At 44.0% G+C, this 23259-nt stretch carries 17 protein-coding genes and 7 tRNA genes; 7 read left to right on the top strand and 17 right to left on the bottom strand.

The genetic code is table 11. The features are described from left to right. The 7 genes from K5609_RS06540 to gltX form a co-directional block, all read right to left on the bottom strand. Complete coding sequence (locus tag K5609_RS06540) at positions 1–693, bottom strand: iron-sulfur cluster assembly scaffold protein (RefSeq protein WP_221076469.1); 693 nt, start codon at positions 691–693, stop codon at positions 1–3. A gap of 134 nt (positions 694–827) precedes the next feature. Beyond that, the gene (locus K5609_RS06535) at positions 828–1229 is read right to left on the bottom strand and encodes a hypothetical protein (protein ID WP_221076468.1); all 402 of its coding nucleotides are present in this window, start codon (positions 1227–1229) and stop codon (positions 828–830) included. Between the two features lie 130 nt (positions 1230–1359). After that, positions 1360–1435, bottom strand: a tRNA-Ala gene (locus K5609_RS06530). 21 nt (positions 1436–1456) lie between these two features. After that, positions 1457–1532, bottom strand: a tRNA-Ala gene (locus K5609_RS06525). A 143-nt stretch (positions 1533–1675) separates the two neighbouring features. After that, a complete protein-coding gene (locus tag K5609_RS06520) occupies positions 1676–3373 on the bottom strand; it encodes a fused response regulator/phosphatase (RefSeq protein WP_221076467.1) in 1698 nt (565 codons plus the stop codon). Then, the gene (locus tag K5609_RS06515; RefSeq protein ID WP_221076466.1) at positions 3373–3684 is read right to left on the bottom strand and encodes an STAS domain-containing protein; all 312 of its coding nucleotides are present in this window, start codon (positions 3682–3684) and stop codon (positions 3373–3375) included. Before K5609_RS06515 ends, K5609_RS06520 begins: the two co-directional genes overlap by 1 nt. 614 nt (positions 3685–4298) lie before the next feature. Next, positions 4299–5786: a glutamate--tRNA ligase gene (gene gltX, locus K5609_RS06510; protein ID WP_221076465.1), complete on the bottom strand. Its 1488-nt coding sequence runs from the start codon at positions 5784–5786 to the stop codon at positions 4299–4301. Positions 5787–6015: 229 nt separating this feature from the next. On the opposite strand from gltX, the gene K5609_RS06505 reads away from it, so the two are divergent. The 5 genes from K5609_RS06505 to K5609_RS06485 all read left to right on the top strand — a co-directional run bounded on the left by K5609_RS06505 (position 6016) and on the right by K5609_RS06485 (position 6689). Further along, positions 6016–6091, top strand: a tRNA-Val gene (locus tag K5609_RS06505). A 49-nt stretch (positions 6092–6140) separates the two neighbouring features. Then, a tRNA-Val gene (locus K5609_RS06500) sits at positions 6141–6216 on the top strand. Positions 6217–6265: 49 nt separating this feature from the next. Next, positions 6266–6341: transfer RNA gene (locus K5609_RS06495), tRNA-Val, on the top strand. 49 nt (positions 6342–6390) lie between these two features. After that, positions 6391–6466 (top strand) — tRNA-Val (locus tag K5609_RS06490). A gap of 147 nt (positions 6467–6613) precedes the next feature. After that, positions 6614–6689 (top strand) — tRNA-Val (locus K5609_RS06485). 488 nt (positions 6690–7177) lie between these two features. On the opposite strand, the gene K5609_RS06480 is transcribed toward K5609_RS06485, so the two are convergent. The 9 genes from K5609_RS06480 to smc all read right to left on the bottom strand — a co-directional run bounded on the left by K5609_RS06480 (position 7178) and on the right by smc (position 20598). After that, positions 7178–7618 (bottom strand): DUF411 domain-containing protein, encoded by a 441-nt coding sequence (locus K5609_RS06480; protein WP_246611950.1) that lies wholly within the window; start codon positions 7616–7618, stop codon positions 7178–7180. Between the two features lie 7 nt (positions 7619–7625). After that, a complete protein-coding gene (locus K5609_RS06475; RefSeq protein ID WP_221076464.1) occupies positions 7626–8189 on the bottom strand; it encodes a c-type cytochrome in 564 nt (187 codons plus the stop codon). Positions 8190–8914: 725 nt separating this feature from the next. Next, on the bottom strand, positions 8915–10000 hold the full coding sequence (locus tag K5609_RS06470) for an alginate O-acetyltransferase AlgX-related protein (protein WP_221076463.1): 1086 nt from the start codon (positions 9998–10000) through the stop codon (positions 8915–8917). Between the two features lie 4 nt (positions 10001–10004). Next, positions 10005–11465, bottom strand: coding sequence for an MBOAT family O-acyltransferase (locus K5609_RS06465; protein WP_221076462.1), 1461 nt, complete (start codon positions 11463–11465; stop codon positions 10005–10007). A gap of 90 nt (positions 11466–11555) precedes the next feature. Beyond that, the gene (locus K5609_RS06460; protein ID WP_016403628.1) at positions 11556–12866 is read right to left on the bottom strand and encodes a hypothetical protein; all 1311 of its coding nucleotides are present in this window, start codon (positions 12864–12866) and stop codon (positions 11556–11558) included. A 223-nt stretch (positions 12867–13089) separates the two neighbouring features. After that, a complete protein-coding gene (gene focA / locus K5609_RS06455; protein ID WP_221076461.1) occupies positions 13090–13932 on the bottom strand; it encodes a formate transporter FocA in 843 nt (280 codons plus the stop codon). A gap of 152 nt (positions 13933–14084) precedes the next feature. After that, positions 14085–16094, bottom strand: a complete 2010-nt coding sequence (gene ligA / locus K5609_RS06450) for an NAD-dependent DNA ligase LigA (RefSeq protein WP_221076460.1) — start codon at positions 16092–16094, stop codon at positions 14085–14087. Between the two features lie 71 nt (positions 16095–16165). Continuing rightward, positions 16166–17152, bottom strand: coding sequence for a cell division protein ZipA (gene zipA / locus K5609_RS06445; protein ID WP_221076459.1), 987 nt, complete (start codon positions 17150–17152; stop codon positions 16166–16168). A 20-nt stretch (positions 17153–17172) separates the two neighbouring features. Beyond that, complete coding sequence (gene smc / locus K5609_RS06440; RefSeq protein WP_221076458.1) at positions 17173–20598, bottom strand: chromosome segregation protein SMC; 3426 nt, start codon at positions 20596–20598, stop codon at positions 17173–17175. 102 nt (positions 20599–20700) lie between these two features. On the opposite strand from smc, the gene cysZ reads away from it, so the two are divergent. Continuing rightward, positions 20701–21462: a sulfate transporter CysZ gene (gene cysZ, locus K5609_RS06435; RefSeq protein WP_221076457.1), complete on the top strand. Its 762-nt coding sequence runs from the start codon at positions 20701–20703 to the stop codon at positions 21460–21462. Beyond that, positions 21462–21758, top strand: coding sequence for a hypothetical protein (locus K5609_RS06430; protein WP_221076456.1), 297 nt, complete (start codon positions 21462–21464; stop codon positions 21756–21758). The genes cysZ and K5609_RS06430 overlap by 1 nt, the downstream gene beginning before the upstream one ends. Here the strand turns inward: K5609_RS06430 and K5609_RS06425 are convergent. After that, complete coding sequence (locus K5609_RS06425; RefSeq protein ID WP_221076455.1) at positions 21755–23230, bottom strand: HD-GYP domain-containing protein; 1476 nt, start codon at positions 23228–23230, stop codon at positions 21755–21757. The genes K5609_RS06430 and K5609_RS06425 overlap by 4 nt on opposite strands. Positions 23231–23259 lie beyond the last annotated feature (29 nt).

Below are 23259 nucleotides of genomic sequence, written 5' to 3'. Positions count from 1 at the left end.
CTATACCTTTCGCGGATCAACATATTGAACGCCATCTTCGAAGCGCCCATAATGAGATTTGCTGTCATTTAAAGCTTGATTGGCGTCTACCCCATCGGCAATTGCACTCATCATCTTGCCCATTTGTACTATCTCGTAGCCAATAATTTCATTGTCTTCGTCTAAGGCCATACGGGTAACGTAGCCTTCGGCAAGCTCTAAGTAACGCGCCCCCTTAGCTTTGGTGCCATAGGCAGTGCCTACTTGCGAACGTAAACCCTTACCTAAATCATCTAAGCCGGCTCCAACAGGCAGGCCCCCTTCAGAAAAAGCGGTTTGACTGCGTCCATAAGCAAGGTTTTCAAAAATTGAGCGCATAGCAACATTAATTGCATCACAGACCAAATCGGTATTCAGGGCCTCCAACAAGGTTTTCCCGGTCAAGATCTCTGATGCCATTGCCGCTGAATGGGTCATGCCGGAGCAGCCCACGGTCTCGATTAAGCATTCTTCAATGATGCCGTTTTTAACATTTATCGAAACCTTGGTCGCCCCCTGATGAGGTGCACAAGTGCCCACCCCATTTGATAAACCCGAGATATCGGTAACTTCAATGGCATTAACCCACTTTCCTTCCATTGGGATCGGTGAGTTTCGATGGTCGGGCCCGCGAGCAATCGGACACATTGACTCGATGGTATTGGTAAAAGACATACTTAACACTCCTCAATTCACACGTCTTATCAAGAGGATAGACGATAAGTAAACAAGTAAGCGGTCAATTCCTCAGTTAAGAAGAATTAAGCGCTTTAGCGATGATGTTCTTTAGTAATCTCTAAGGGACAGTATTAATAGGGCAAACGAGAGCAGTCGTTGTCACTTTGAATGGCTTGATACAGCGAATCTCCACTACTGCTGTTTATCACCAGTTTAACTCTTACCCCACGATACAAAGACTGCTGGTCGACTTTGCAGATATCGGCCCTTACTTGTTGGGCGAGCAGTTCGATGTCTTTAGCACTAGAGCCTTGCTCAGCTAAGGTAAGGTGGTAGTGAACCAAGTCTCCTTGAGCGCTGGCGGTAGCATTAACCGACTCAAGCATGAACTGGCGTTGCTGTTGGTTATAACTTGCTGCTAAAGCTTGTGCAGCTTGGTCTAGAGTAGGTAGTGGTTCGGCGAAAGAGGCAGAAGTAAAAGTAGTTAAACTAGCAGCCAATAAGCATTCTAAACCAAGATTGCGGATAAACATAAGCGGTACTCATTATTATACTTCAGACTTTGAGTGTAGTAAGTACGGCCTTAAATCCACAATAGACAGAAACAGAAAATCACAACTAAGTGTTAGTTGTTCAATACAGAATACAAGTAGAGGAGAAAATTGGTGGAGCTACGCGGGATCGAACCGCGGACCTCTTGCATGCCATGCAAGCGCTCTCCCAGCTGAGCTATAGCCCCGATATACGGTAGGGTGTGAATTGGTGGAGCTACGCGGGATCGAACCGCGGACCTCTTGCATGCCATGCAAGCGCTCTCCCAGCTGAGCTATAGCCCCAAAGTCACACTACTTTCAATAAAATATCTGCCGAAAGCGAGCAGAATTCTAAGCAGCGGGAACTAGAGTGTCAACCGTTTTTACTAAGAAACGAGCCACTTGCTCAATTAGCCAACAATTCAAGACCATTTATAGAATTTTGTTTAATGTTGGCAGCGGTAAACCGCAGCAACGCAGTTGCCTTGCGGATTAAACGTCATGCTTTCACAAAGAGACTCTACCAAACGCAAGCCTCTACCCGAGTATTGCTGTTCAGCACTTTTTTCAGCAACTTGTGAGGCTTCAAACCCATTGCCGCTGTCAGCAACTTGAATAGTGAATTGTCGAGTCTGCTTTCCATCAAACTCAATCGCAATGCTTACCGAGCCTTCGGTAAGTTTTTTGGCTCTGCGTTTACGCTGGCGATAATACTCCTCAAAACCACTAGCAGAAGTTTTTATCGCCGAATCTAGCCCTAATACGCCATGTTCAAAGGCGTTGTTAAACAATTCACTGACTACAGTAAATAAGATATTGCGGTCGGTTTGGTGTACCGACAGCTCTTGCAAGGTGGTCATTAACAGGGGGATAGGCGTAAATTTTTTAAGACTGGTAGCGTCTAACTCTAGTTGCCAACTCCATTGCCCTGCAGCCAGCGGACCAGCGTTATAAGTATCGTCTGCCTGTTGGTTAGGCCTATTTAATAAGTCGGGTACTTCTACCATGCTGATATCATCGAGTTGCTCAGCACCTTCACAAAACCCTTCTAGCGCATGTTGAATGCTGGCAATAAAAGAGGGATGGCTCGCCTTATCAGCAATTGCATTTATTAAACGCTGTTCGCCAAACATCTCGCCGCTAACACTAAGCGCTTCGGTCACGCCGTCACTTAATAACACCACGTGGTCATAGGGTAACCAAGGTAGCGTTTTGAGGTTGAGTTCTACTTCGTTTTGAATACCTAGTGGAATTGATTCAGATCTTAGGCGTTCACGAATACTTTGTTGTTGAGTATTGTAAACAAGTAGCTCAGGCATGCCGCCATTCCAAACCGTTAAAGATTTTTGCTGAAGCGAAAGCTCTACAAATATACCGGCCATAAACATACCAGTGGGTAATAAGCGATGCAGGCGACGGTTAATTTGCCGAAGAATGGCTTCACCAGTATAACCTTTGCGAGTCATGCCTCTAAAAATATCGGCAACGGGCATTGCACCTATTGCTGCTCGCAAACCATGCCCGGTAAAGTCACCCAGCAAAACATGAATATCGCCATTTGGGCGATACTCTGCAAAAACAACATCTCCGGAAAAGGTAGACGCGCTATCTAGCGATACAAGCAGCTCTTGGTCGGCACAATGTGAGTTAGCCACCGCGCTACTAAATACCCGCTCGGCTAGCTCTTCTTCCTCTCGAAGCTGGTTATGCAGTCGGCTTATTTCATTGTAAATAGCTCTAGTACGTTCAAAGCCAAGCGCTTTGGCTTTGAGTACCGCTTGATGAACAGGCTTAAATAGAATGTCATCACCACCGCAGGCAATGCACTTAACCAATGCATCCACTTCATTTTGTGCGGTAACAAATAAAACTGGGGTAAATTTTTGAGTACTTAAACGTTTAATTTCGGCGGTTGCTTGATAACCATCCATTACTGGCATCAATACATCCATGAACACAATATCGATATCTTGCTGCTGAAACAGCTCTACCGCTTCTCGGCCATGTTCAGCAAATACCACCTGATAGCCAATATCACTGAGTATTTTTCCCAACAACAAACGGTTTATGCGGGTATCGTCAACCACTAGGGCTGTGCCTTTAACCGCCTTGTTAAGAAAACTTAGCGTATCAACTTCAAACACTAATTTTCGATTTTAAGTAGTTTATCGAAGTTGGCTATTTCTAAAATCTTTAAAATTGCCGGTGAGGGTTTACGAATAGTAAGGGCTTCAGCTTGGCTTTTCTCAGCATGTTCTTTGAGCAATAACATCATACCTAATGCAGAACTATCCATATAATCAGCACTGCTTAAGTCAAGAATAAGCTGAATTCCCTCTACCGATACGTGCTCGTAACAAGCTCTGAAGTCACGGTGCAAAGAATAATCAAACCTACCGGCCACACTAATAACAAGCTGACCTGAATCTTGATCTAACTGACTACTAATAGACATCGAATCTCCTTGTAACGATCACTATTGGTTTATGCTAAAAACCAAATTTAGTTGATTTCACTTAACCAAGTGCTAAAGCTTTCCTTGCTTCAAACTTATTCATGTTCACCCGGTCATAACTTATTGCTTAATATCCACAATCAAGCTTTGTGCAACCACAACAATAGCAAAAAAAAAGCCAAATACTAGATGCTCAAGACTTTATTTATAAATAAGTCACTTGTGAATAAGCATGTTACTAATGGGCTTAGCAAGTTTGACCATATTCTAGGCTTTCAGCATGTTATGCCATTGTGTCAATTTGGTTACAAGATTGGCATTAAAACGCAATATAAATGAGATCTAAAGAAGGTTTTTAATGTATAAGTCCTGGTTAAAAAACAAACTGTGAAGCAATTCAAGGTAATCGCTACAGTGCTTGATGCAAGATGGGTTATCTACTGATGCATAATATAGGAACACGATGAGTATTAGACTTCAATTGCAGTTCTTGCTGGCACTAGGTTTACTGCTTGCAGCTTGTGGCAGCATGTTATTGGTATAAACAAACTATTTACGCTAAGAAATAAAAAAAGCCAACGCTTAGCGTTGGCTTTTTAAGTATTAACGGCGGTTTACCAGCTAGCTTTGTATGCGCGATATGCTTTATCTAACGACTTAGCTTGCTTCTTACTTACGCCAATATGGCTTAGTGCAAAGCGTAAACGTGCTCGGCTCATGTCTGAACCAAGAATAGCCATAGCATCAACTACCGAGGTAGAACTGGTTTTGCCAGTAATAGCCACAAAAATAGGCTCTAAGAAATCACGGATTTTAACATCTAGATGAGCAGATAGTTGCTTAGCTACCTCAAATACCGTGTCTTTGTCCCATTGGCGCTGCTCTTCTAGTTGCCAAATAAACATCTGCAACAAACTACGAACTTGCTCTTCTTCAAGTTTACCTGCAGTAAGCAGCTCTGGCGCATATTCTGGAATGCCCGATACAAAGTGCCCAGCAAGCGGTGCTAAGTCACTTAATACATCTAAACGCGCTTTTGCTTGCGGAATAATGCTCATCAAGGTTTCTTGGTTGTAAGCCCACTCAACTAAACGTTGAGCTAACTGCTCATCGCTTAGGTCTTCACGGATCCACAAACCGTTTAACCACTTGAGTTTATCTACATCAAATACTGGGCCGCCAAGCGATACACGCTTCATATCGAAGTGCTCAATCATTTCTGCCAAGGTGAATTTTTCACGCTCATCAGGCATAGACCAACCCATGCGGCCTAAATAGTTAAGCATTGCTTCCGGCAAGAAGCCCATCTTACGATAGTAATTTACGCTGGTTGGGTTTTTACGCTTACTTAGCTTGCTCTTATCCGGGTTACGCAACAATGGCATGTGGCCAAGCACTGGCGCTTCCCAACCCAAATCTTGATATAACTTCAGCAGTTTTGGCGCAGAGTTTAACCATTCTTCTCCACGGAATACGTGGGTAATGCCCATTAGGTGGTCGTCTACAACATTAGCCAAGAAGTAAGTTGGTAAACCATCGGCTTTAAGTAGCACTTGCATATCTACCTGTTCCCAAGGGATCTCAACTTCACCACGTAAATAGTCGCTAAAGCTAAAGCTACCAGACTCAGGTATTTTCATACGCACTACGTAAGGTTTGCCTTCTGCTAGGTTAGCAGCAATTTCTTCAGCGCTAAGTTTTAAGCCTCGGCCATCGTACTTAGGCTGTAGGCCTTCTGCCATTTGCTGCTTACGCATTTCATCAAGCTCTTCTGACGTAGCAAAACAGTAGAACGCTTTACCTTCATCAATAAGCTGTTGAGCGTATTTCTTGTATATGTCACTACGCTCGCTCTGGCGGTATGGGCCAGCGGCTCCGCCACAATCTGGGCCTTCATCCCAGTTCAAACCTATCCAGCTTAGGCTGTCGTAGATGGCTTGTTCAGATTCACGCGAACTACGTGCTTGGTCGGTATCTTCAATACGTAGAATAAATTCGCCACCATGTTGCTTGGCAAAACAGTAGTTAAATAATGCGATATAGGCGGTACCTACATGTGGGTCACCCGTTGGTGAAGGTGCTACGCGAGTACGAACTGTCATGTTTATTCTCTAGTTAAATAGTTGACCGAGTTGAATGGCGCGGATTTTACCACACCCAACAAAATTCGCTAGCTAAGAGCCACACTCAAAGCACGCTTAATTCGCTAACATTTTGGCCAACACAGCAGCCTAAATAAGCATTTTGACGAGAATTTGTGCAAGCAGTCAGTTTCCTTAAAATTTGCGTTGACACACACGCAGACCACCCTATAATACGCCCCCACAAGACGGTCGCTTAGCTCAGTTGGGAGAGCATCGCCCTTACAAGGCGAGGGTCACTGGTTCAAGCCCAGTAGCGACCACCATATTTAGAGTAAATGGTTCTTTGAACGGTTTACTAGTAACACAAAATTCGGTCGCTTAGCTCAGTTGGGAGAGCATCGCCCTTACAAGGCGAGGGTCACTGGTTCAAGCCCAGTAGCGACCACCATATTTAAAGTAAATGGTTCTTTGAACGGTTTACTGGTAAGACAAAATTCGGTCGCTTAGCTCAGTTGGGAGAGCATCGCCCTTACAAGGCGAGGGTCACTGGTTCAAGCCCAGTAGCGACCACCATATTTAAAGTAAATGGTTCTTTGAACGGTTTACTGGTAAGACAAAATTCGGTCGCTTAGCTCAGTTGGGAGAGCATCGCCCTTACAAGGCGAGGGTCACTGGTTCAAGCCCAGTAGCGACCACCATATTTAAACACTAAACAATTAGTGTTAGCGGTTGGTAAGGGCATCGCCCTACTCTCTACATGGTGAGAATCGCAGGTTTAAGCCAGTAGCGACCACCATATTTAAAGTAAATGGTTCTTTGAACGGTTTACTAGTAAGACAAAATTCGGTCGCTTAGCTCAGTTGGGAGAGCATCGCCCTTACAAGGCGAGGGTCACTGGTTCAAGCCCAGTAGCGACCACCATATTAAAAAGGCCTGCATCATTTGCAGGCCTTTTTGCTTTCCGCCAATCAGAAAGCTCAAACCTATCGCTTAGCCATAAAGAGCGGGAGAACAACGCCCTCCTCTTTGCTAGGCGAGGGTCACTGGTTCAAGCCCAGTAGCGACCACCATATTTAAAAGGCCTGCATCATTTGCTGGCCTTTTTGCTTTCCGCCAATCAGAAAGCTCAAACCTATCGCTTAGCCATAAAGAGCAGGAGAACAACGCCCTCCTCTTTGCTAGGCGAGGGTCACTGGTTCAAGCCCAGTAGCGACCACCATATTAGAAAGGCCTGCATTATTTGCAGGCTTTTTTGCTTTCTTCCAAATAAAAAATTCGAACGTATCGCTTAGTCACAAAGAACAGGAGAGCAACGCCCTCCTCTTTATGTCAACCTATTTCCGGACGGGACAACTAACAATGAAAAGGCCAGCAAAGAGCTGGCCTAAGTTTAGATCACCTACAAAACCTTAATATTGCTTATAAATACTTAAGCCGTCCTCTGAAAAAGCGATAACTTTAAAGTCTTTATAAGCAGCTCCTTCTTTAGCCATCCCCGGCGAGTGCTGTGGCATTCCAGGCGCAGCCAAGCCTTTAATGTTTTTGGGGCGTTCTTTTAACAAGCGAGCAATGTCACTTTCCGGTACATGCCCTTCGATTAAGTAGCCATCAATCACTGCACTATGGCAAGACTGCAGCTGAGGGGGCATGTCATAACTTTGTTTTAGTACATTCCACTGTTGTTTGTGATGCACATTCACCTGATACCCTTTTTGCTCCATAATTTTGGCCCATTCGGTACAACAACCACAAGTGGGTGACTTATATAGCTCAATGCTAGTTTTAGCCAATACCGAACTGCTGAAGCAAACCAACAGGCTTAGTAGTATTTTGTTTAGTATTTTCATCATTATTCTCTTATTCATTCACTAGTAATTGTAGAGCCTGCCCATTAACTTGTAGGCTTACCGAAAAAGCTGGCGCAACAAACTGCACCGCTTGGGTATCTAAAGGCTCTATATGTAATGTTTGATTTATTGCCAAGGGACTAAGATCCACCGCTATAGAAACTAAGGTGTCATTTTTAACAACCAACTGGCTCAACTGGTTGGGTATAAGCTGCTGAGCTTCAATGTCGGTATCTTCACCGATGCTCCACTCCACCAGCGGCATTTCACCTAAGCTGGCTAGGTATTGCACAATCAACCCTCGTTGCTCTGGCGCTAATGCGTCGCTTAGCAACAGCATAGTTGGTTCATTTTCTAAGGCGTGATTAAGCTGCTCTAAGCTGGCACCACGAATGTCACCTCCCACATTCCCCGCCCCATTCGCGTATTTTCCATGGCAAGCTGCGCATCCATAACCGCCAATAGTTAAATACAGATTTTCACCAAGTGCATTTTCATTCGGCTCCGCATAAACCACATTTGCATAAGCAGTAAGCAGCATCGCTGCCACTAATTTATAAAACGACATGTTCATTATTGTTCCACTTTTGCCTTAGCACACTAAGACCTAATTTTTCTCGCTACCAAACAGAAAAGAGGTAGTGCCTTAATAACTAGGGTTCAAGATAGTAGCCATGTAAAAACACACCTGAAATACAAGCTGGTTTATTCAATACTATTATTCTTGACCAGTTGTTAAACATGAGGGTCTAAAAAATAGGAGGGCGGTAAAGAAGGTCTGAAGTGTTATATGGCGCATTGCTGCGCATAGAAGAGAAAGGTAAAACAATGCCAGATAGTTCTGCGAGTTCCAAATTGAGAGTATTCGTCAATGGCGGCGCCATACAACTAGCTGTACAGCAACTCGCTCCACCAGAAGCGGCTTGAATAGGCTTGTACTCAGTACTCTTGTTTGCAGGGGAATAGCCAGCATAAACATGGCAGTCTTGCATAACTTGGTGATCAGTTGAGTCGATTACTTGTGGGCTAACAAGCAAGCTAGCGCTAGCGCTAGCACTAACGCTACTAAGAACAAACGCGAACACCGCGCAAACAACTACTCCAAAACGAACATAACTCAATGGTACTTAACCACTCAACAAATTCTAAAGCTACTCTAGCGTCACCATTACACCATTGCAAGCCAGCATGTTGTTATCTTTGTGCAATTAGACTCACGGTAGTTTTTAGACATCAATTTCAGTAAAATGCTTTCTAAAAAAACTATAAATATACATAATTCAACGTCAAATAAGCTACTCAAAACTTAGTTAAATCGAACAGCTGTCTTTCAATAACTTGAAGAACCACCCAGTCTGGGGACAGCCTCTCAAGCTCATTCTCTAATCTAGATAAGTCACTATTATGGTAATGGCCAACATATAATGGACTAAAATGATGAGCCCATAAATTTTGCTGCCTTTCAAAGAACGAATCAGCTAATACGATTGCACTTTTGGCATGAGCGATTTCGGTAGTGTATTTATAATTATGGTGATGAATGCTCAAAACCTTTTCTCCCTCCTCACAGCGGCTTTCTGATAAAGACTCCCAGTTCAACTCTATGCACACGGCATCTAGGTCGTCCATCTCCACGTTGTTATAGTTTTCATCTTTAATTAACGAAGGCTCAAGGCCTAATAGTTTACTAAGATCCCCTCCGTTAACTGACTGGTTTACCCAATCGCCTGAGCTACTTACATTTTCCTTCATTTCATCCATGGAGTGTTTAAAAGCGATCCAAGCACCATAATTTGTCCAGTGACTATCAGTTTTTTGATAAAGCCAATACTCAGTACTTTTTTCATCCTTCATCAACTGGCGTAAATCTAAAAGATGGACATCAGAATCTATCGCTGCTTCGATGAGCTGTTGCGTCGCATAATTACCTTTAACGTAATTCCCTAGGTACTCAGAATAGATAGTATGTTTATTAGGTACTAGAATAAGGAGAAACTGGCTGTTGTAGCTCTCTACCAGTGTTTGTATTGATTTTACGCTTGCAGACCAACTTGCAACATCATTCTCCGGAAGAAAAGATCCATTTACTGTTGCGCTATAAACTTGATTGGTATTATCGCCTAAATACATCCAAGGGGACTCTGTTCCCATGATCACAGAGTCTGGATCAGCACTAATATGATACCTGTAAAAAAAACGGTTTATACTAGGTTTTAGCCAAGCAAACCCAAATGCATTAACTCGATTTCGCGTCGCTTTTTTAAGTGATTCGTAAGATGTAAACCCTTCCACATAATAAAACCAAACTATACCCATCAAAGGAGGAATTAACAACAAAAATAGAAAAAAACTTAAAGTCAATTTAAATCTTTTTAATTCATTCATATCATTAAAAATCAAAATAGAGGAAACTACTTTGTTGGCCAGAAAATATAGTCAACACAGACACAATTAACAAAAAAGTAGTTAAAAAACCCAAATACCGTTTTTTATTTTCACCATTTATTTCATAACTCTTGGAAACCTCAATAGCATTTGGTGACTTGACAACAATAAGCATTCCCAAAAAAATACAAAATGAAACCCATATTGATTGAATACCAGCTGGAAGTATCAATAAAGACCCTGATAGAGAAAGGCCAGATCGAATAAACTCAACATCACTCCCTAGTTGATTAATATTAAACATTGCTTTTAATACTAACCACGCATCTGTTAAATCACTGGCTCTAAAGAAAACCCAAGTAACGTTAATAAAAATAAATGTTAATACCCAGGCGAATAGCTTTGGCATCTTAATCGCTGTACTTTCCCACATCCTATGAATGGCTAAAGCTACACCATGCAGCCCCCCCCAAACCACAAACGTCCAAGCAGCTCCATGCCACAACCCGCCCAAGAGAAATGTAATAATAACATTTCGAATCGCTAGCGCTCTTCCATTACGGTTCCCCCCAAGGGGAATATAGAGGTAATCTCTTAACCAGCGAGACAGTGTCATATGCCACCTCCTCCAAAAGTCCTTTATGGTCAATGACTTATATGGAGAATTAAAGTTTAATGGTAGTTGTATATTAAACATTAAGGCGATGCCTATAGCCATATCTGCATAACCTGAAAAATCAAAATAGAGCTGCAGTGTATAGCTTAAGCTAGATTGCCACGCACTGATCATTTTCAGTGCTTCTGGTTGAGCAAAACCAGTATCAGCCCACACTGAAAATGTATCAGCCAAGACGACTTTTTTAAACAGCCCTATAGAAAAAAGTAACAATCCTATATTGATGTTTTTCCAGTTTACTTTTCTTCGAAAATGCTGAGAAAACTGCGGCATCATTTCACTGTGATGAACAATTGGACCAGCGATAAGCTGAGGGAAAAACGTAACATAGAGCACATAATTAAGAAAAGATTGCTCACTAACCTTTTCCGAAAAACTATCCAATAAAAAACTTATTTGCTGAAAAGTAAAAAAACTGATAGCCAATGGCAGGACAACATTCATAAGATTGAAATTCAGCCCAAAAACATCATTAATATTTATAATGATGAAATCCATATATTTAAAATAGGACAAAACGAGTAAATTGGAGACAACACCTATACTCGCCCAAAGCTTTCTAATCCACCCGCTAGATACCAAGATGCATCGAGATAAGTAAAAATTAATCACAACAGAGGAAACAATTAGAGCAAGGTAGCTAGGATTCCAAAAACCATAGAAAAAAAGAGAAGCGACAATCAACCAACATTTAGCAAAAGAATAACCTAAATACTTAGACACTAAAAAAAAAGCGACTAATGTAAAGGGTAAAAATGCAAATAAAAAGGCTTCCGAGTTAAATAACAAACCAACTCCCTAACAATCGATAAATATAACTTAAAACGTTAAGCTCATTACTCAGGTTAGGGACTATTGTAGAGAGAAACTTAGAAATTGTCAGGCTTCTATTTGTTTCCTAAAAAATTGAATCATTTCATCGCGGGTCTTTCGGTGATTCAAATGGAAAATATCCATAGGGAATAGTAGCTCAATGACCCCGGTATCGAACATTCGTTTTACTTCATACTCATTGTGAGCAACATCTTGTTGATACATATAATTGAGCCAAGTACGGTTGGTATGAATAATAAACTCCACCCGCATTCCGCCTAAACGCGCAAAAAACTTCATCATTGGCGTTTTTTCACTAGAGCCCACTGCCCTGCCGCGATATTCAGATCTATCGGTTAAGGTATCGGAAATGTCTTCTAGCACCATTAAGGAATTTGCGCTAGAAGCACTGCGCGTGAGGTGCTTTTGAAAGGCTTTAATATCGCTAACCGAATCTAGAACCGCCATTAAGCCAAGCTCGTCATCTACCGCCACCGCGGGATTCTTCTGGTTTTTGCGTAATAACTTTAATACTTTTGCTTCTGGCGGCTTTTTGCGAATAGAAACGTAAATTGGAATTTTACGCTCGCCCACAGTAAAACTTCGGCGCTTTAACAAGGTGAGTTTTTCACGCTCGCCACGTTGAATAAGCTTGGCTTGCTGAGGGTTTAATACTTTCACCTCGCTACAGGCGTAATCGTCGTTAAGGTGTTTCGAGTGCAAATAAACCGGGTCTAGCTCCCCAATCTTGAGCTCTTTGCTCCACACGTAGCCGTTTAAAAACTCAAGAAATGCTGAAAACTTGTTTTCGATTTCAGTTTCTCGCTCACGCTGCTCGATGCTGCCAGCCAGGGTCATCAAAATCAGTTTACGTCGCGCTTCAAAGCGCGCTTTTTTGTGGTAGTCATCATTGAACATAATCAGCAATAACTCTACCGGATTATTGGTCACTTCAATTTCGTTGGTATTTTCAATATGCGAAGCATAAGGAGAAAGAATTTTTCCCTTAATTGAGTGAATGACCGCATCTGCAGTACGCGCATATTCATCAACTCGGCTCTCAATTTCGTTTAAGTTGCCATCAATACCAAACATATTGCCCAATAGAGATAATGCTCGTTCGCTGCGCTGTTTACGCAAGCTTACATCATCAATCAAGTTCTGGATTTGAGAGAAGCTGTCAATGCCCAAAAACTCAAATATCTGGCTTCGCAGTGCCCGGTATTTAGACACATTATTACTATCTTGCTGCAAGCGTTTTACCCAGCTGCGAACGCCAGTAGAAAATGGGTGCGCCACAAAGGCATCACGGCTTACCGCAAATGGGCCATCTTGCTGAAGCGAAGTAAAAACACTATTTGGAGAAAGAACCGACATAAACTACCTAAATCACCAAGTACAACAACTAAACTCAAGAATTAACGAAGCAAAATATACACCAAAAGAGGTAATAATTCAGAGGAATCACTATTTACGCTATGTCCTTACCACAATGCTCAGTAAAACTAAGCTACGGCTAAGTTAAGCGCAGTAAATACTGGCTAGTCGCAGGCTTAGTTAAGTGTTCAACAATCGCACCCAAACGATGCAACAAACGCGGTTAATCGGGCTTTCGTAAATAAATAAGCCAATAGCCTAGTCCCACAAATACCCCTCCGCCAATGATGTTACCGAGAGTGACCGGAATTAAATTGTTGATGAAGAAGTTACCAAAAGTGAGATCAGCAAAGTCAGCTGGGCTTAAGCCAGTAGCTTGCCAAAACTCGGGGCCTGCGAGATTTTTAATGCCAATGGCCATAGGTACTTGGAACATATTGGCAATACAGTGCTCAAAGCCCGCCGAGACAAACATTGCTACCGGCAGAATCATTACCATTACCTTGTCAGTTAAACTACGGGCGCTAAAGGTCATCCACACTGCGATACATACCAACACATTACACATAATGCCCAAGGCGACTGCTTGGAAGAAGTCATGGTGCAGCTTGTGCTGGGCAATACGCATGGTATTGATACCTACCTCTCCTTCGGCAAAGGTATATTGCTTGGTCATTAGCATTAGCGAGACTAAGACAAAAGCACCAGCCATATTGCCTAAATAAACCAATGACCAGTTAACACATAAGCTTTTCCATGAGATTTTACCGCTGGCTCTTGCCACCAGCGTCAATACAGAGCTGGTAAACAATTCACCACCGGTAATAATCACAAAAATCAGGCCTAAGCTAAATGCCATACCGCCGATTAAACGGGTAAAACCCCAAGGAAAATCTCCCGCACCAGTGGTTACGGTGGTATAAAAAACAAAGGCTATGCCGATATGCGCGCCTGCGGTAAGCGCTAGCATAAAGGCTTTAAGCGGATCTTTGGTGGCTTTACTTACTCCAACGTCGGCGGCGCGTTCTGCCATTTGAGGTGGGAGCAAAGAATCAAATTGGCTCATAGGGATCACTTTATAGGTGGTGGTTGATTAAGCGTAGCTGAATCCATGCATAGCAAGTCATTTAACACAATCAAAGGCTTTGCTAGTGGTTATTCAACAAAAAAGGCCCGCTAGCAAATTAGCGGGCCTCTATAGTAGTGGGAGAAATTGACTTAGCTTTGCAGCAAATCAACTAATTGTTGTTCGTTCCACACTTCTATGCCTAAGTCTTGGGCTTTAGTCAGTTTAGAACCTGCTGCGTCACCGGCAATCACAATGTCAGTTTTCTTAGAAACGCTACCGGTTACTTTAGCCCCTAAGGCTTGTAGGGCTTGTTTCGCTTCGCTTCTACCAAGTTGGCTTAAGGTGCCGGTAAGTACAATTACCTTACCGTTCATGGCCAAGTCTTCTTCCGCCTTATCTTCTATCGCAGGCCAAGAGAGTTGTTCGGCCAGCGCATTCGCTAGTTCTGCATTTTGCTCTTGTGTGAAGAAGAAACGCAGGTGCTTAGCAACAATTTCACCTACATCCGGCACATCTTGCAGTTGTTCAAGGCTGGCACCGGCTATTGCGGATAAGCTTTTAAAATGTTGAGCAAGGTTGCCAGCTGTCGCCTCGCCAACTTCACGGATCCCTAAGGAATAAATGAAGCGCGCCAAAGTGGTTTCTCGTGCTGCTTCGATACCGGCAAGCAACTTATCGACAGACTTCTCGCCCATGCGCTCTAAGCTCAACAAGGCGTCTCGTTGCTGCGCAAGGTGAAACAAATCTAAGGGGGTTTGCAGTAACTCCGCTTCGACTAACTGCTCTACCAACTTGTCACCAATACCGTCTATATCTAGAGCTTTACGGGCAACAAAATGTTTTAGTGCCTCTTTACGCTGCGCACCACAACGCAGGCCTGCTACACAACGCGCAACAGCCTCACCTTCGATGCGCTCGATGGCGCTATCACACACCGGGCAGCTTTCGGGAAAAACTATCTTTTTAGCATCTTCTGGGCGACGCTCAAGGATGACTCCGGCTACCTGCGGAATCACATCACCAGCTCTGCGTACAATCACGCAATCGCCAATACGCACCGCTAAACGCTCAATTTCATCAGCGTTGTGCAAGGTGGCATTACTCACCGTAACACCACCAACAAAAACCGGCTCTAAACGGGCTACGGGAGTTATCGCTCCGGTTCGCCCAACCTGAAATTCAACATCTCGCAATATGGTGATTTCTTCTTGGGCCGGATATTTATGGGCGGTTGCCCAGCGAGGTGCTCGCGCGACAAAACCCAATTGTTGCTGCAGTTCCAAACTATCTACTTTGTAAACAACGCCGTCAATTTCATAGGCGAGGCTATTGCGGCGCTCACCAATTTCTTGGTAATAGGCAAAACACGCCTCACTGCCGTTAACAGTGCGTACTTCAGGACACACCGGTAAACCATAGTCTTTTAAACTTTGTAAGTTCTGATAATGACTTTGACTTAAGCTTTCGCTCACCACGCCCAAGGAGTAGGCATAAAATGCCAAAGGACGCGTAGCAGTGATTTGCGAGTCTAACTGTCGCAAACTTCCTGCTGCTGCATTGCGTGGGTTGGCAAAGCCTTTTTCACCCTTTTCGATTGCCAGCTGGTTAAGTTTTTCAAAACCCGCCTTAGGCATGAAAATTTCGCCGCGCACTTCTAGCCTTTCTGGCCACTTGTCGCCTCGTAAACGCAGTGGAATTGAGCGAATGGTTTTCACGTTTTCGGTGACGTTTTCACCAGTGCTGCCATCTCCTCGTGTGGCGGCTTGCTGCAATACACCGTCCACATAAAGAATGCTGACTGCCAAACCATCTAATTTAGGCTCAACACAATAGCTAATCTCATCCGTTGTTACTAAGCGCTCTTGCAGGCGTTTATTAAAAGCACTGAGCTCTTCTTCACTAAATACATTGTCCAAAGACAACATTGGCATTTCATGCTGAATTTGGTCAAAGGCAGAGAGCGGCGTTCCGCTAACACGCTGGGTAGGCGAGTCGCTACGTAGCAGTTCTGGATGTAGCTTTTCTAAGCTCTGCAATTCTCGAAATAAGCGGTCATATTCAGCATCAGGAACCGAAGGCTCATCCAATACGTAATATTGATAGTTATATTGCTCGAGTTGAGTTCTTAGCTGCTCAATTTGTTGTTCTGGCTTGTCCATGAGAGACCTTTCAAATAAAAAAGCCTTCCCAAATACATGTATTGGAAAGGCTTAAAAGTACACACAATTTATTAGTTTACGAGCAGTTGCTTACGCTCGTATTCACGCACCCGTTGCTCATAGTGATTAACGGTCTGCTTGGTTAAAGGATTACGCTGGTCATCTAGCATAATCGCGTCTAAGTCTTTAGCCAAGGTCATTGCTGCGTTATACATTAAGGCAAAGTTTTTGGTTGGTTCGCCCTTACATGGCACAGTCATAAATATGCTCACGCCACGGGTTTCCAGCTGGTCCATGGCATCAATATCAAAAGTGCCAGGGTTAACCATGTTAGCCAAACTAAAAATCACCGGACCAGTGCCGCTGTTATCTAAGTGGCGATGAAAAATATCCATGTCACCATGGCGCAAACCAATTTTATTTAAGCTTGCTAACAGGGCTGCACCTTTTAAGTAACGGCCACTTTGCGCCATTACATTTAAGATAAACACGTCATCAGGTGCACTAGGATCTTTAACCGGCTCTTGTGGTTCCTCAACCACAGGCTCTATCAACTCTTCTTTGGCTTCATCCATATCAAAGGCAAACTCTGGTTCGCTAGACAAAGCTCTTGGCTCTGGTTCAACACTCACAGACTCTGGGTTAGACTTGGGTTCTAAACCCTCTAAACCTTGGCTATCGCTAATGCTTGGCGCTTCGTCTACCGCAGAAAAGCTAAATTCTGGCTCTTTTCGTTGGGCTGGTGCACTAGGCTCTACTGCAAACTCGGGGTTGTTTTTTGTCTCAAGCGGCTTAGCTGTTGGAGCCGCAGCAGGTGCCGCTCCTTGCTGAGCAATGGCATCTTCAATAGGGTCACCAATCACTCGTGCTTGCCCTACTCCTAGGTCATCAAAACCTTGGTCGTCACGTGTTGCAGAAGATTCTTGAGCCCCTAAAGATTGTTTGGGACTCACCAGTTTTTCAGGTCGTTGTTTGCGACTACTCCAAAAACCATGTGCGAGCAAAGCAATAATTAAAATGATTCCAACAACGATAAGTACGATGCGTAATTCCTGCATTTAACTGTTCTCTAAAGCTATTATTCCACCATGGCTATCGCTTCTGCGATATCCACTGCTACCAAGCGTGATACACCTGGCTCCTGCATTGTTACCCCGGCAAGTTGCGAGGCCTTTTCCATTGTCACTTTATTGTGACTGATAAATATAAATTGAACCGTATCAGACATACTATGCACTAAATCGGCAAAACGTCCCACATTTACTTCATCTAGCGGCGCATCTACCTCATCAAGCATACAAAATGGCGCAGGATTTAAGCGAAATATCGCAAAAACCAAGGCCAAAGCTGTAAGCGCTTTTTCTCCGCCCGACAATAAACTAATGCTAGCATTCTTTTTACCCGGAGGTCGCGCCATTATGGTTACGCCGGTTTCTAGCAAATCATCAGACGACAATTCAAGCCATGCTTTTCCGCCACCAAATACTTTGGGGAAAAGCTGCTGTAAGTCTGCGTCTACTTTAGCAAAAGTTTCACTAAATTTAGAACGGGTTTGACGGTCGATTTTGGCGATTGCCGTTTGTAGCACTTCAATAGCCGCTTCTAAATCAGCAAGCTGAGTGCTTAACTCTTGATAACGTGCATTCTGCTGTTCAAATTCTTCTTCCGCAGCTAAGTTCACCGCGCCTAGTCGCTTCAAGCGCGCATCTACCTGGCTTAGCTCAGCGGCATAGTCATCTTCCAAACTGGCTTCAGGAAGAGATAACTCAAGGTGTTTCAAGTTTTCACCTTGCTCCGCTAGTTGCTCTAACAATACGGTTCGACGCGCTAACAAACTTTGCTGCTCAATTCGTTGTTGCGTGCCTTGCTCAATCAACTCTTTTAAACGTAGCTGCGCATCTTTTAACTGCTGAGCCAAAGCTTGCTGTTGTTCAACACTTTGGTGGTGCGCTTCGCTAGCGCCAGCTTGCTGCTCTTCCAATTCTAAGTGTTGCTCGAGCAGCTGTTCAATTTGCTCACCAAGCAGGGCTAGTTGCTCATCGTGCTCTTCGGGCTGCGCCTGTAACTGCTGTTCAAGCTCTACCAACTTTTGCTGCTGATAGCTTTGCTGCTGCAGTTGGGCTTGATATTTTGCTTGCTGTTGCTGCAATAGTAATTGCTGCTGATGACTAGCTTGTTGCTGTTGCTGCAAGCTCAAGCGTTGCTGCTTTAGAGCATCTGTCGCCAGTGCAGTTTGTTGTTGCAAATATTGTTGCTTTTCGCTTTGCTGGTTTAATTCAGCCTGATGCTGTTCAAGTTGCTCTTCAAGCAATAACTGCGATTCTTGATCTTGCTCCAGCGTAATCTGCAGTTCGGCGATTTGCTGCTGTATTTGCTCGGCTTGTTGCTTGGCAAAGGCTTGCTGTTGCTCTAATAAAGCTAAGCGGCTGCGCCAGTCGGCAATCTCAGCCTTCACTGTCACTAAATTTTGGCTTAGCCCTTTTATCTGTTCAGCCTGTTGCTGAAATTGCTGCTGCAGGTCTTGCTGTTGAAGCGTTAGCTGTGCTGAGCTTTCCTCCAACTGAGCCAATAACTCGTGTAGCTGTTGGCGCTCTTGTTGCAGACTTAACAAAGAATGTTGGTAATTCGGTGGGCTCAACTGCTGCCAGTATTTTCCTACCCACTCGCCCTTGGCGGTAATCAATGATTGTTCATGACTTAGATGCTCTCGCAAGCCCAGCGCTTGCTCAAGATTATCTACCACTAGCACTTGGCCGCATAAGTATCCAAGCTCAACATTCTCTAATTGCTCGGCTAAGCTGCTCAACGTTGCTAACTGAGGGGCGAGCTGATGACTTAGCGCAGGCGCAACGGCGCTTAATGCTAAGGGAAACTGGGCGTCTAGTTGCTCACACCACTCCGCTTGTAGCCATGTACCTAAAACCACATCTGCTGCCTGTTCCCATCCAGCCTTCACGCCCAAAACATCTAGCAGTGGCTGCTGAGCGGTTTGCTCAACCTGCCCAAGTAATTTGTCTACACCTTGCAGGCGGGTTTCTTCGGCTGTTTGCTGCAGTTGAGTTTGTTGCAATTGTTGTTGGCAGACCGCTAGTTTGTTGGCTAAGTGCTGCTTAGAGAACTCAGCCTGTGCCAACTGCACCTCAAGCTCTTGTTGTTTAGGTTTGCTTTCGTCGAGCTGCTGAGTTAAACGCTGCAAGGCCGATTCATCACCATCGGCGGAGTGACTTAAGCTTTGCTCTAATTGAGCAATCTGCTGCTTATGGCGCTGCTGCATTTGCTCACAATGGCGCAATTGGGCTTCGCACTGCTGCACAGCATGACGCGCCTGTTGGCTCGCAGCTAAAAAGGCATTACTCTCAGCTAGAGCATCGGCATGCTGTTGCTCGGCATCTTCCAGCTGTGGTTCTAACTCTAACAACACTTGCTGCTGCATTTCTTGTTGCAACTCTAGTTCTGCGATGGCTTCTTGTTCCAACGCTAACTGCTCACTGAGCACCTCTAAGCTTGTCTTAATTTCAGCTTGCTGAGTTAAGTTGCGGTCGCGACTTTGTTGCGACTGACTTTGTTGTTGCTTGGTATGTAATTGTTGCTGCTCAAGTTTCGCCAACTCAGTTTTAAGTTGGTAACTTTGCTGCTGCAGATTTTGAATCTGTTCTTGCTGCTCTGCAATTTGATGGTTAAGCAAGCTAAGCTGGTTTTCCGTTTGAGTTATCAGGTGTTCTTCGTGCCTTTGTTGCTGTTCGGCCTGATCATTCCCCTGATTGCCTTTATCAATGCTCGCGTCTAACTGGCGCAACTCTTGAAGGCAAATAAGCGCTTTTAGTTCACGATGACGTTCTCGATACTGGCGATAACGTTTCGCCGCTTGCGCTTGGGTTTTAAGCTTACTGACTTGTTGCGCAAGCTCTGATTCGATATCTCGCAGACGCAGAATATTTTCATCGGTGTGTTTAATCCGCAGCTCAGTCTCGCGTCGACGTTCCTTATACTTAGACACGCCAGCTGCTTCTTCGATAAACACCCGCAGCTCTTGTGGTTTCGACTCGATTAAACGGCTAATCATGCCTTGTTCAATAATCGCGTAACTGCGCGGACCAAGGCCAGTTCCTAAAAACAAATCGGTAATATCGCGTTTACGGCATTTAGCGCCATTTAGCAGATAGTTGTTTTGACCATCTCGACTAACTTCTCGGCGAACGGCAATCTCAGCGTAACTAGCAAACTCACCGCCAATTCGCCCTTGCTGGTTATCGAAAATCAATTCCACCATAGCTTTAGATACAGCGGCGCGCTTGGTTGAACCATTAAAAATAACATCGGTCATAGAGCCACCGCGCAAATGGCGGGCATTGCTCTCGCCTAATACCCAGCGAACAGCGTCGATCACGTTTGACTTGCCACAGCCGTTTGGCCCTACTATGGCTGTCATATCGGTGGGAAAAGGGATGGTGGTTCGGTCAACGAAAGATTTAAACCCGGCGAGGCGGATTTGTTTCAAGCGCATAAATGATTTTGCTTAATTTGTTGCTATTGTTAAGCAAGACTTTACCAGAGCTATCAACGCTTTGTAATATATGAGTCCATAAACAAACGAGGGATCACAACAATGACGCAGCATTCGCTTGCTTCTCGCAGCGGAATTTCTTACATCGCCCAGGGTTTCAGCTTAATTACTCAACCTGGTCTTCGGCTTTTTGTGATGATTCCTCTAATCGCTAACATCTTGTTATTTGGTGCGGCATTCTTCTTTTTATACCAACAGTTAGGCACTTGGGTTCAACAAATTATTGATTACTTACCAAGCTGGCTAGATTGGCTAAGCTGGTTAATTTGGCCAACGGCGATAATCGCTATTTTGATGGTGTTTGGTTTTACCTTTAGCATTATTGGAAACTGGATTGCAGCGCCATTTAATGGCTTATTAGCCGAAAAAGTAGAAATGCACCTTAGTGGCAAAAAAGTCGACGACATGTCGATAGTTGAACTTATCAAAGATTTACCACGTATTTTCTCTCGCGAGCTGCAAAAACTGTGGTATTGGTTACCCAAAGCGCTGGGCTTATTACTGCTGTTTTTAATCCCTGCCATTGGCCAAACTATTGCGCCTATACTGTGGTTTTTATTCTGTGCTTGGATGATGTGCATTCAGTACATTGATTACCCTTTTGACAATCATCGCATTCCATTTGCTACTATGCGCGATCAACTTAAGCAAGATCGCATTCGTAACAGTGGATTTGGAGCGATCGTTTTATTTTTTAGTACCGTACCCCTATTAAACTTAATTATCATGCCGGTAGCGGTATGTGGTGCCACAGCAATTTGGGTCGATAGTTATCGAGACAAGCTGGTCGAGGAGAAGCAGTAATGAAAACCAAACATCTATTATCGGGCTTAGTACTAAGCGTCAGCTTACTGAGTGCGGGTTCAGTGATGGCAGCAGCCAGTTCACTACAAAAGATAAACTACGGCGAAGCCCAGGAAATGAATTTAACCAAAGTGGCCCAAAAAACCTTTTTGAGCAACTTAGATTTAGACATAGCCGAAAAAGAAGCCGTGGAATGGGCCAGTACCCAAAACGCCAGCCACTACTCGGTTTACACCGTAGAGCGCAGCCCGAAAAGAGATCGCTACCGCGTATCCATTGTGGTTTACAGCAACTAAACTGCACACTCTGGTTTATCACTGTATTGAGCAGCAATCTCGACAAATTGCTGCTCACATCGGCAAAATGCCTCAACCACGGCAGGGTCAAAATGCGAGCCCTTCCCTTCTAAAATAATCTGCTTAGCTTTGTCGTGAGAAAAAGCAGGTTTGTATACCCTCTTAGAAATGAGCGCATCATAAACATCTGCCAAGGCCATTAAGCGCGCACTTAAGGGAATGTCACTTCCAGCTAACCCTTCGGGGTAACCACTTCCATCCCATTTCTCGTGATGAGATAAAGCGATTTCTTTAGCGTATTGCAGGAAGGCCGCATCCTCACTGCCAAACTGGCGTTCAGCTTCGGCTAAAGCATCGGCACCTATTTCAGGATGCTGGCGCATGATCTGCCACTGCTCATCATCAAGTTGACCGGGCTTAAGTAAAATGGCGTCAGGGATCCCCACTTTCCCTATGTCATGTAAGGGGGCTGACTTATAGATTAAATCAATAATCTGAGGGCTTAATAAATTGCTAAAACCTTGCTCATTTTGCAGTGTCTCAGCCAAGGCTTTAACGTAGTACTGCGTACGTAGAATATGCGCGCCGGTTTCATTGTCACGGGTTTCAGCTAGTGTCGCCAAACTGTGAATGGCGATATCCCGCGTTTGCTGAAGTGACAAAGTACTGCGTTGCAAACTAGCTATCATTGAATTAGTGCGCTGTGCTATCAAGCCAAATTCATCACTACTACTAATGGTGACCTGAGTATCTAATTGGCCGGCTTGTACCTTAGCCAAGCTATGATTTTCGTTTTCTAGCAAACGCTTTAGGTTGCGTGAGTAACTGCTTATTACCCGTAGCACGTAAGCCAATACCACCAGCAATACAAAGCTTAGCTCGATAACAATATAACGCTGAGCCACTTCAATCGGGTAGAGTTCTGAACCAACATTTACTAACCAATCTAAATCCTTATTAATCACCAGAAAGATAATACCAGCTAACACGAAAGCACTGGCCGCCGCGAAGGCTGAAAACTTTTGACTAACAGAATAAGGCTGCGGCTTAATCTGTAAGTGTTGGCCAGCACTCTCTAAGTCCTGAGCAATTTGCCATTTCTTAAACAAGGCTAAATCTGCCGCTACATAAAAGCCCAAAGCAGCCAAACCTAAAATAACCTTTAAGTTTGACTCCCAAGGCGGCTCAAACATCATTAAGTTATAACTAACGATGCTTAAGGCCATGATTAAAAACAGTGAAAAATCGAGAGTGAACTGGGCGCTTACTTGCTGTTCCTTTGACTTCTTTTCTATTGCCAAACAGGCAAAGCGCCTCGCCAACAAGGTGACAAGAAAGCTAATAATGATAGGGAGTAATAATTGAAGAGGCGTTTGAGCTTCCAAAAACGGGCAAACTTGAACGCCATAAATAGAAAACAACACCATGGCAATTAGCCAGTGCTTACTTGCTAAACGCGCAACCTTTTCCATTTGTATCTCTCATCCTTTTAGCTGTTAAA

Source organism: Agarivorans aestuarii (assembly GCF_019670125.1).
Taxonomy (GTDB): domain Bacteria; phylum Pseudomonadota; class Gammaproteobacteria; order Enterobacterales; family Celerinatantimonadaceae; genus Agarivorans; species Agarivorans aestuarii.
Note: the sequence above shows the minus strand (reverse complement) of the source record. Positions and strands in the feature narration are given on the sequence as shown.

What these genes read in the sequence shown, in the direction of transcription:
- gltX (WP_221076465.1), bottom strand. Translation starts at nt 5,786, where the DNA reads ATGACAGTTCGTACTCGCGTAGCACCTTCACCAACGGGTGACCCACAT.
- K5609_RS06425 (WP_221076455.1), bottom strand. Translation starts at nt 23,230, where the DNA reads ATGGAAAAGGTTGCGCGTTTAGCAAGTAAGCACTGGCTAATTGCCATG.
- ligA (WP_221076460.1), bottom strand. Translation starts at nt 16,094, where the DNA reads ATGGACAAGCCAGAACAACAAATTGAGCAGCTAAGAACTCAACTCGAG.
- smc (WP_221076458.1), bottom strand. Translation starts at nt 20,598, where the DNA reads ATGCGCTTGAAACAAATCCGCCTCGCCGGGTTTAAATCTTTCGTTGAC.
- focA (WP_221076461.1), bottom strand. Translation starts at nt 13,932, where the DNA reads ATGAGCCAATTTGATTCTTTGCTCCCACCTCAAATGGCAGAACGCGCC.
- K5609_RS06480 (WP_246611950.1), bottom strand. Translation starts at nt 7,618, where the DNA reads ATGATGAAAATACTAAACAAAATACTACTAAGCCTGTTGGTTTGCTTC.
- K5609_RS06475 (WP_221076464.1), bottom strand. Translation starts at nt 8,189, where the DNA reads ATGAACATGTCGTTTTATAAATTAGTGGCAGCGATGCTGCTTACTGCT.
- cysZ (WP_221076457.1), top strand. Translation starts at nt 20,701, where the DNA reads ATGACGCAGCATTCGCTTGCTTCTCGCAGCGGAATTTCTTACATCGCC.
- K5609_RS06430 (WP_221076456.1), top strand. Translation starts at nt 21,462, where the DNA reads ATGAAAACCAAACATCTATTATCGGGCTTAGTACTAAGCGTCAGCTTA.
- zipA (WP_221076459.1), bottom strand. Translation starts at nt 17,152, where the DNA reads ATGCAGGAATTACGCATCGTACTTATCGTTGTTGGAATCATTTTAATT.
- K5609_RS06460 (WP_016403628.1), bottom strand. Translation starts at nt 12,866, where the DNA reads ATGTCGGTTCTTTCTCCAAATAGTGTTTTTACTTCGCTTCAGCAAGAT.
- K5609_RS06540 (WP_221076469.1), bottom strand. Translation starts at nt 693, where the DNA reads ATGTCTTTTACCAATACCATCGAGTCAATGTGTCCGATTGCTCGCGGG.
- K5609_RS06470 (WP_221076463.1), bottom strand. Translation starts at nt 10,000, where the DNA reads ATGAATGAATTAAAAAGATTTAAATTGACTTTAAGTTTTTTTCTATTT.
- K5609_RS06535 (WP_221076468.1), bottom strand. Translation starts at nt 1,229, where the DNA reads ATGTTTATCCGCAATCTTGGTTTAGAATGCTTATTGGCTGCTAGTTTA.
- K5609_RS06515 (WP_221076466.1), bottom strand. Translation starts at nt 3,684, where the DNA reads ATGTCTATTAGTAGTCAGTTAGATCAAGATTCAGGTCAGCTTGTTATT.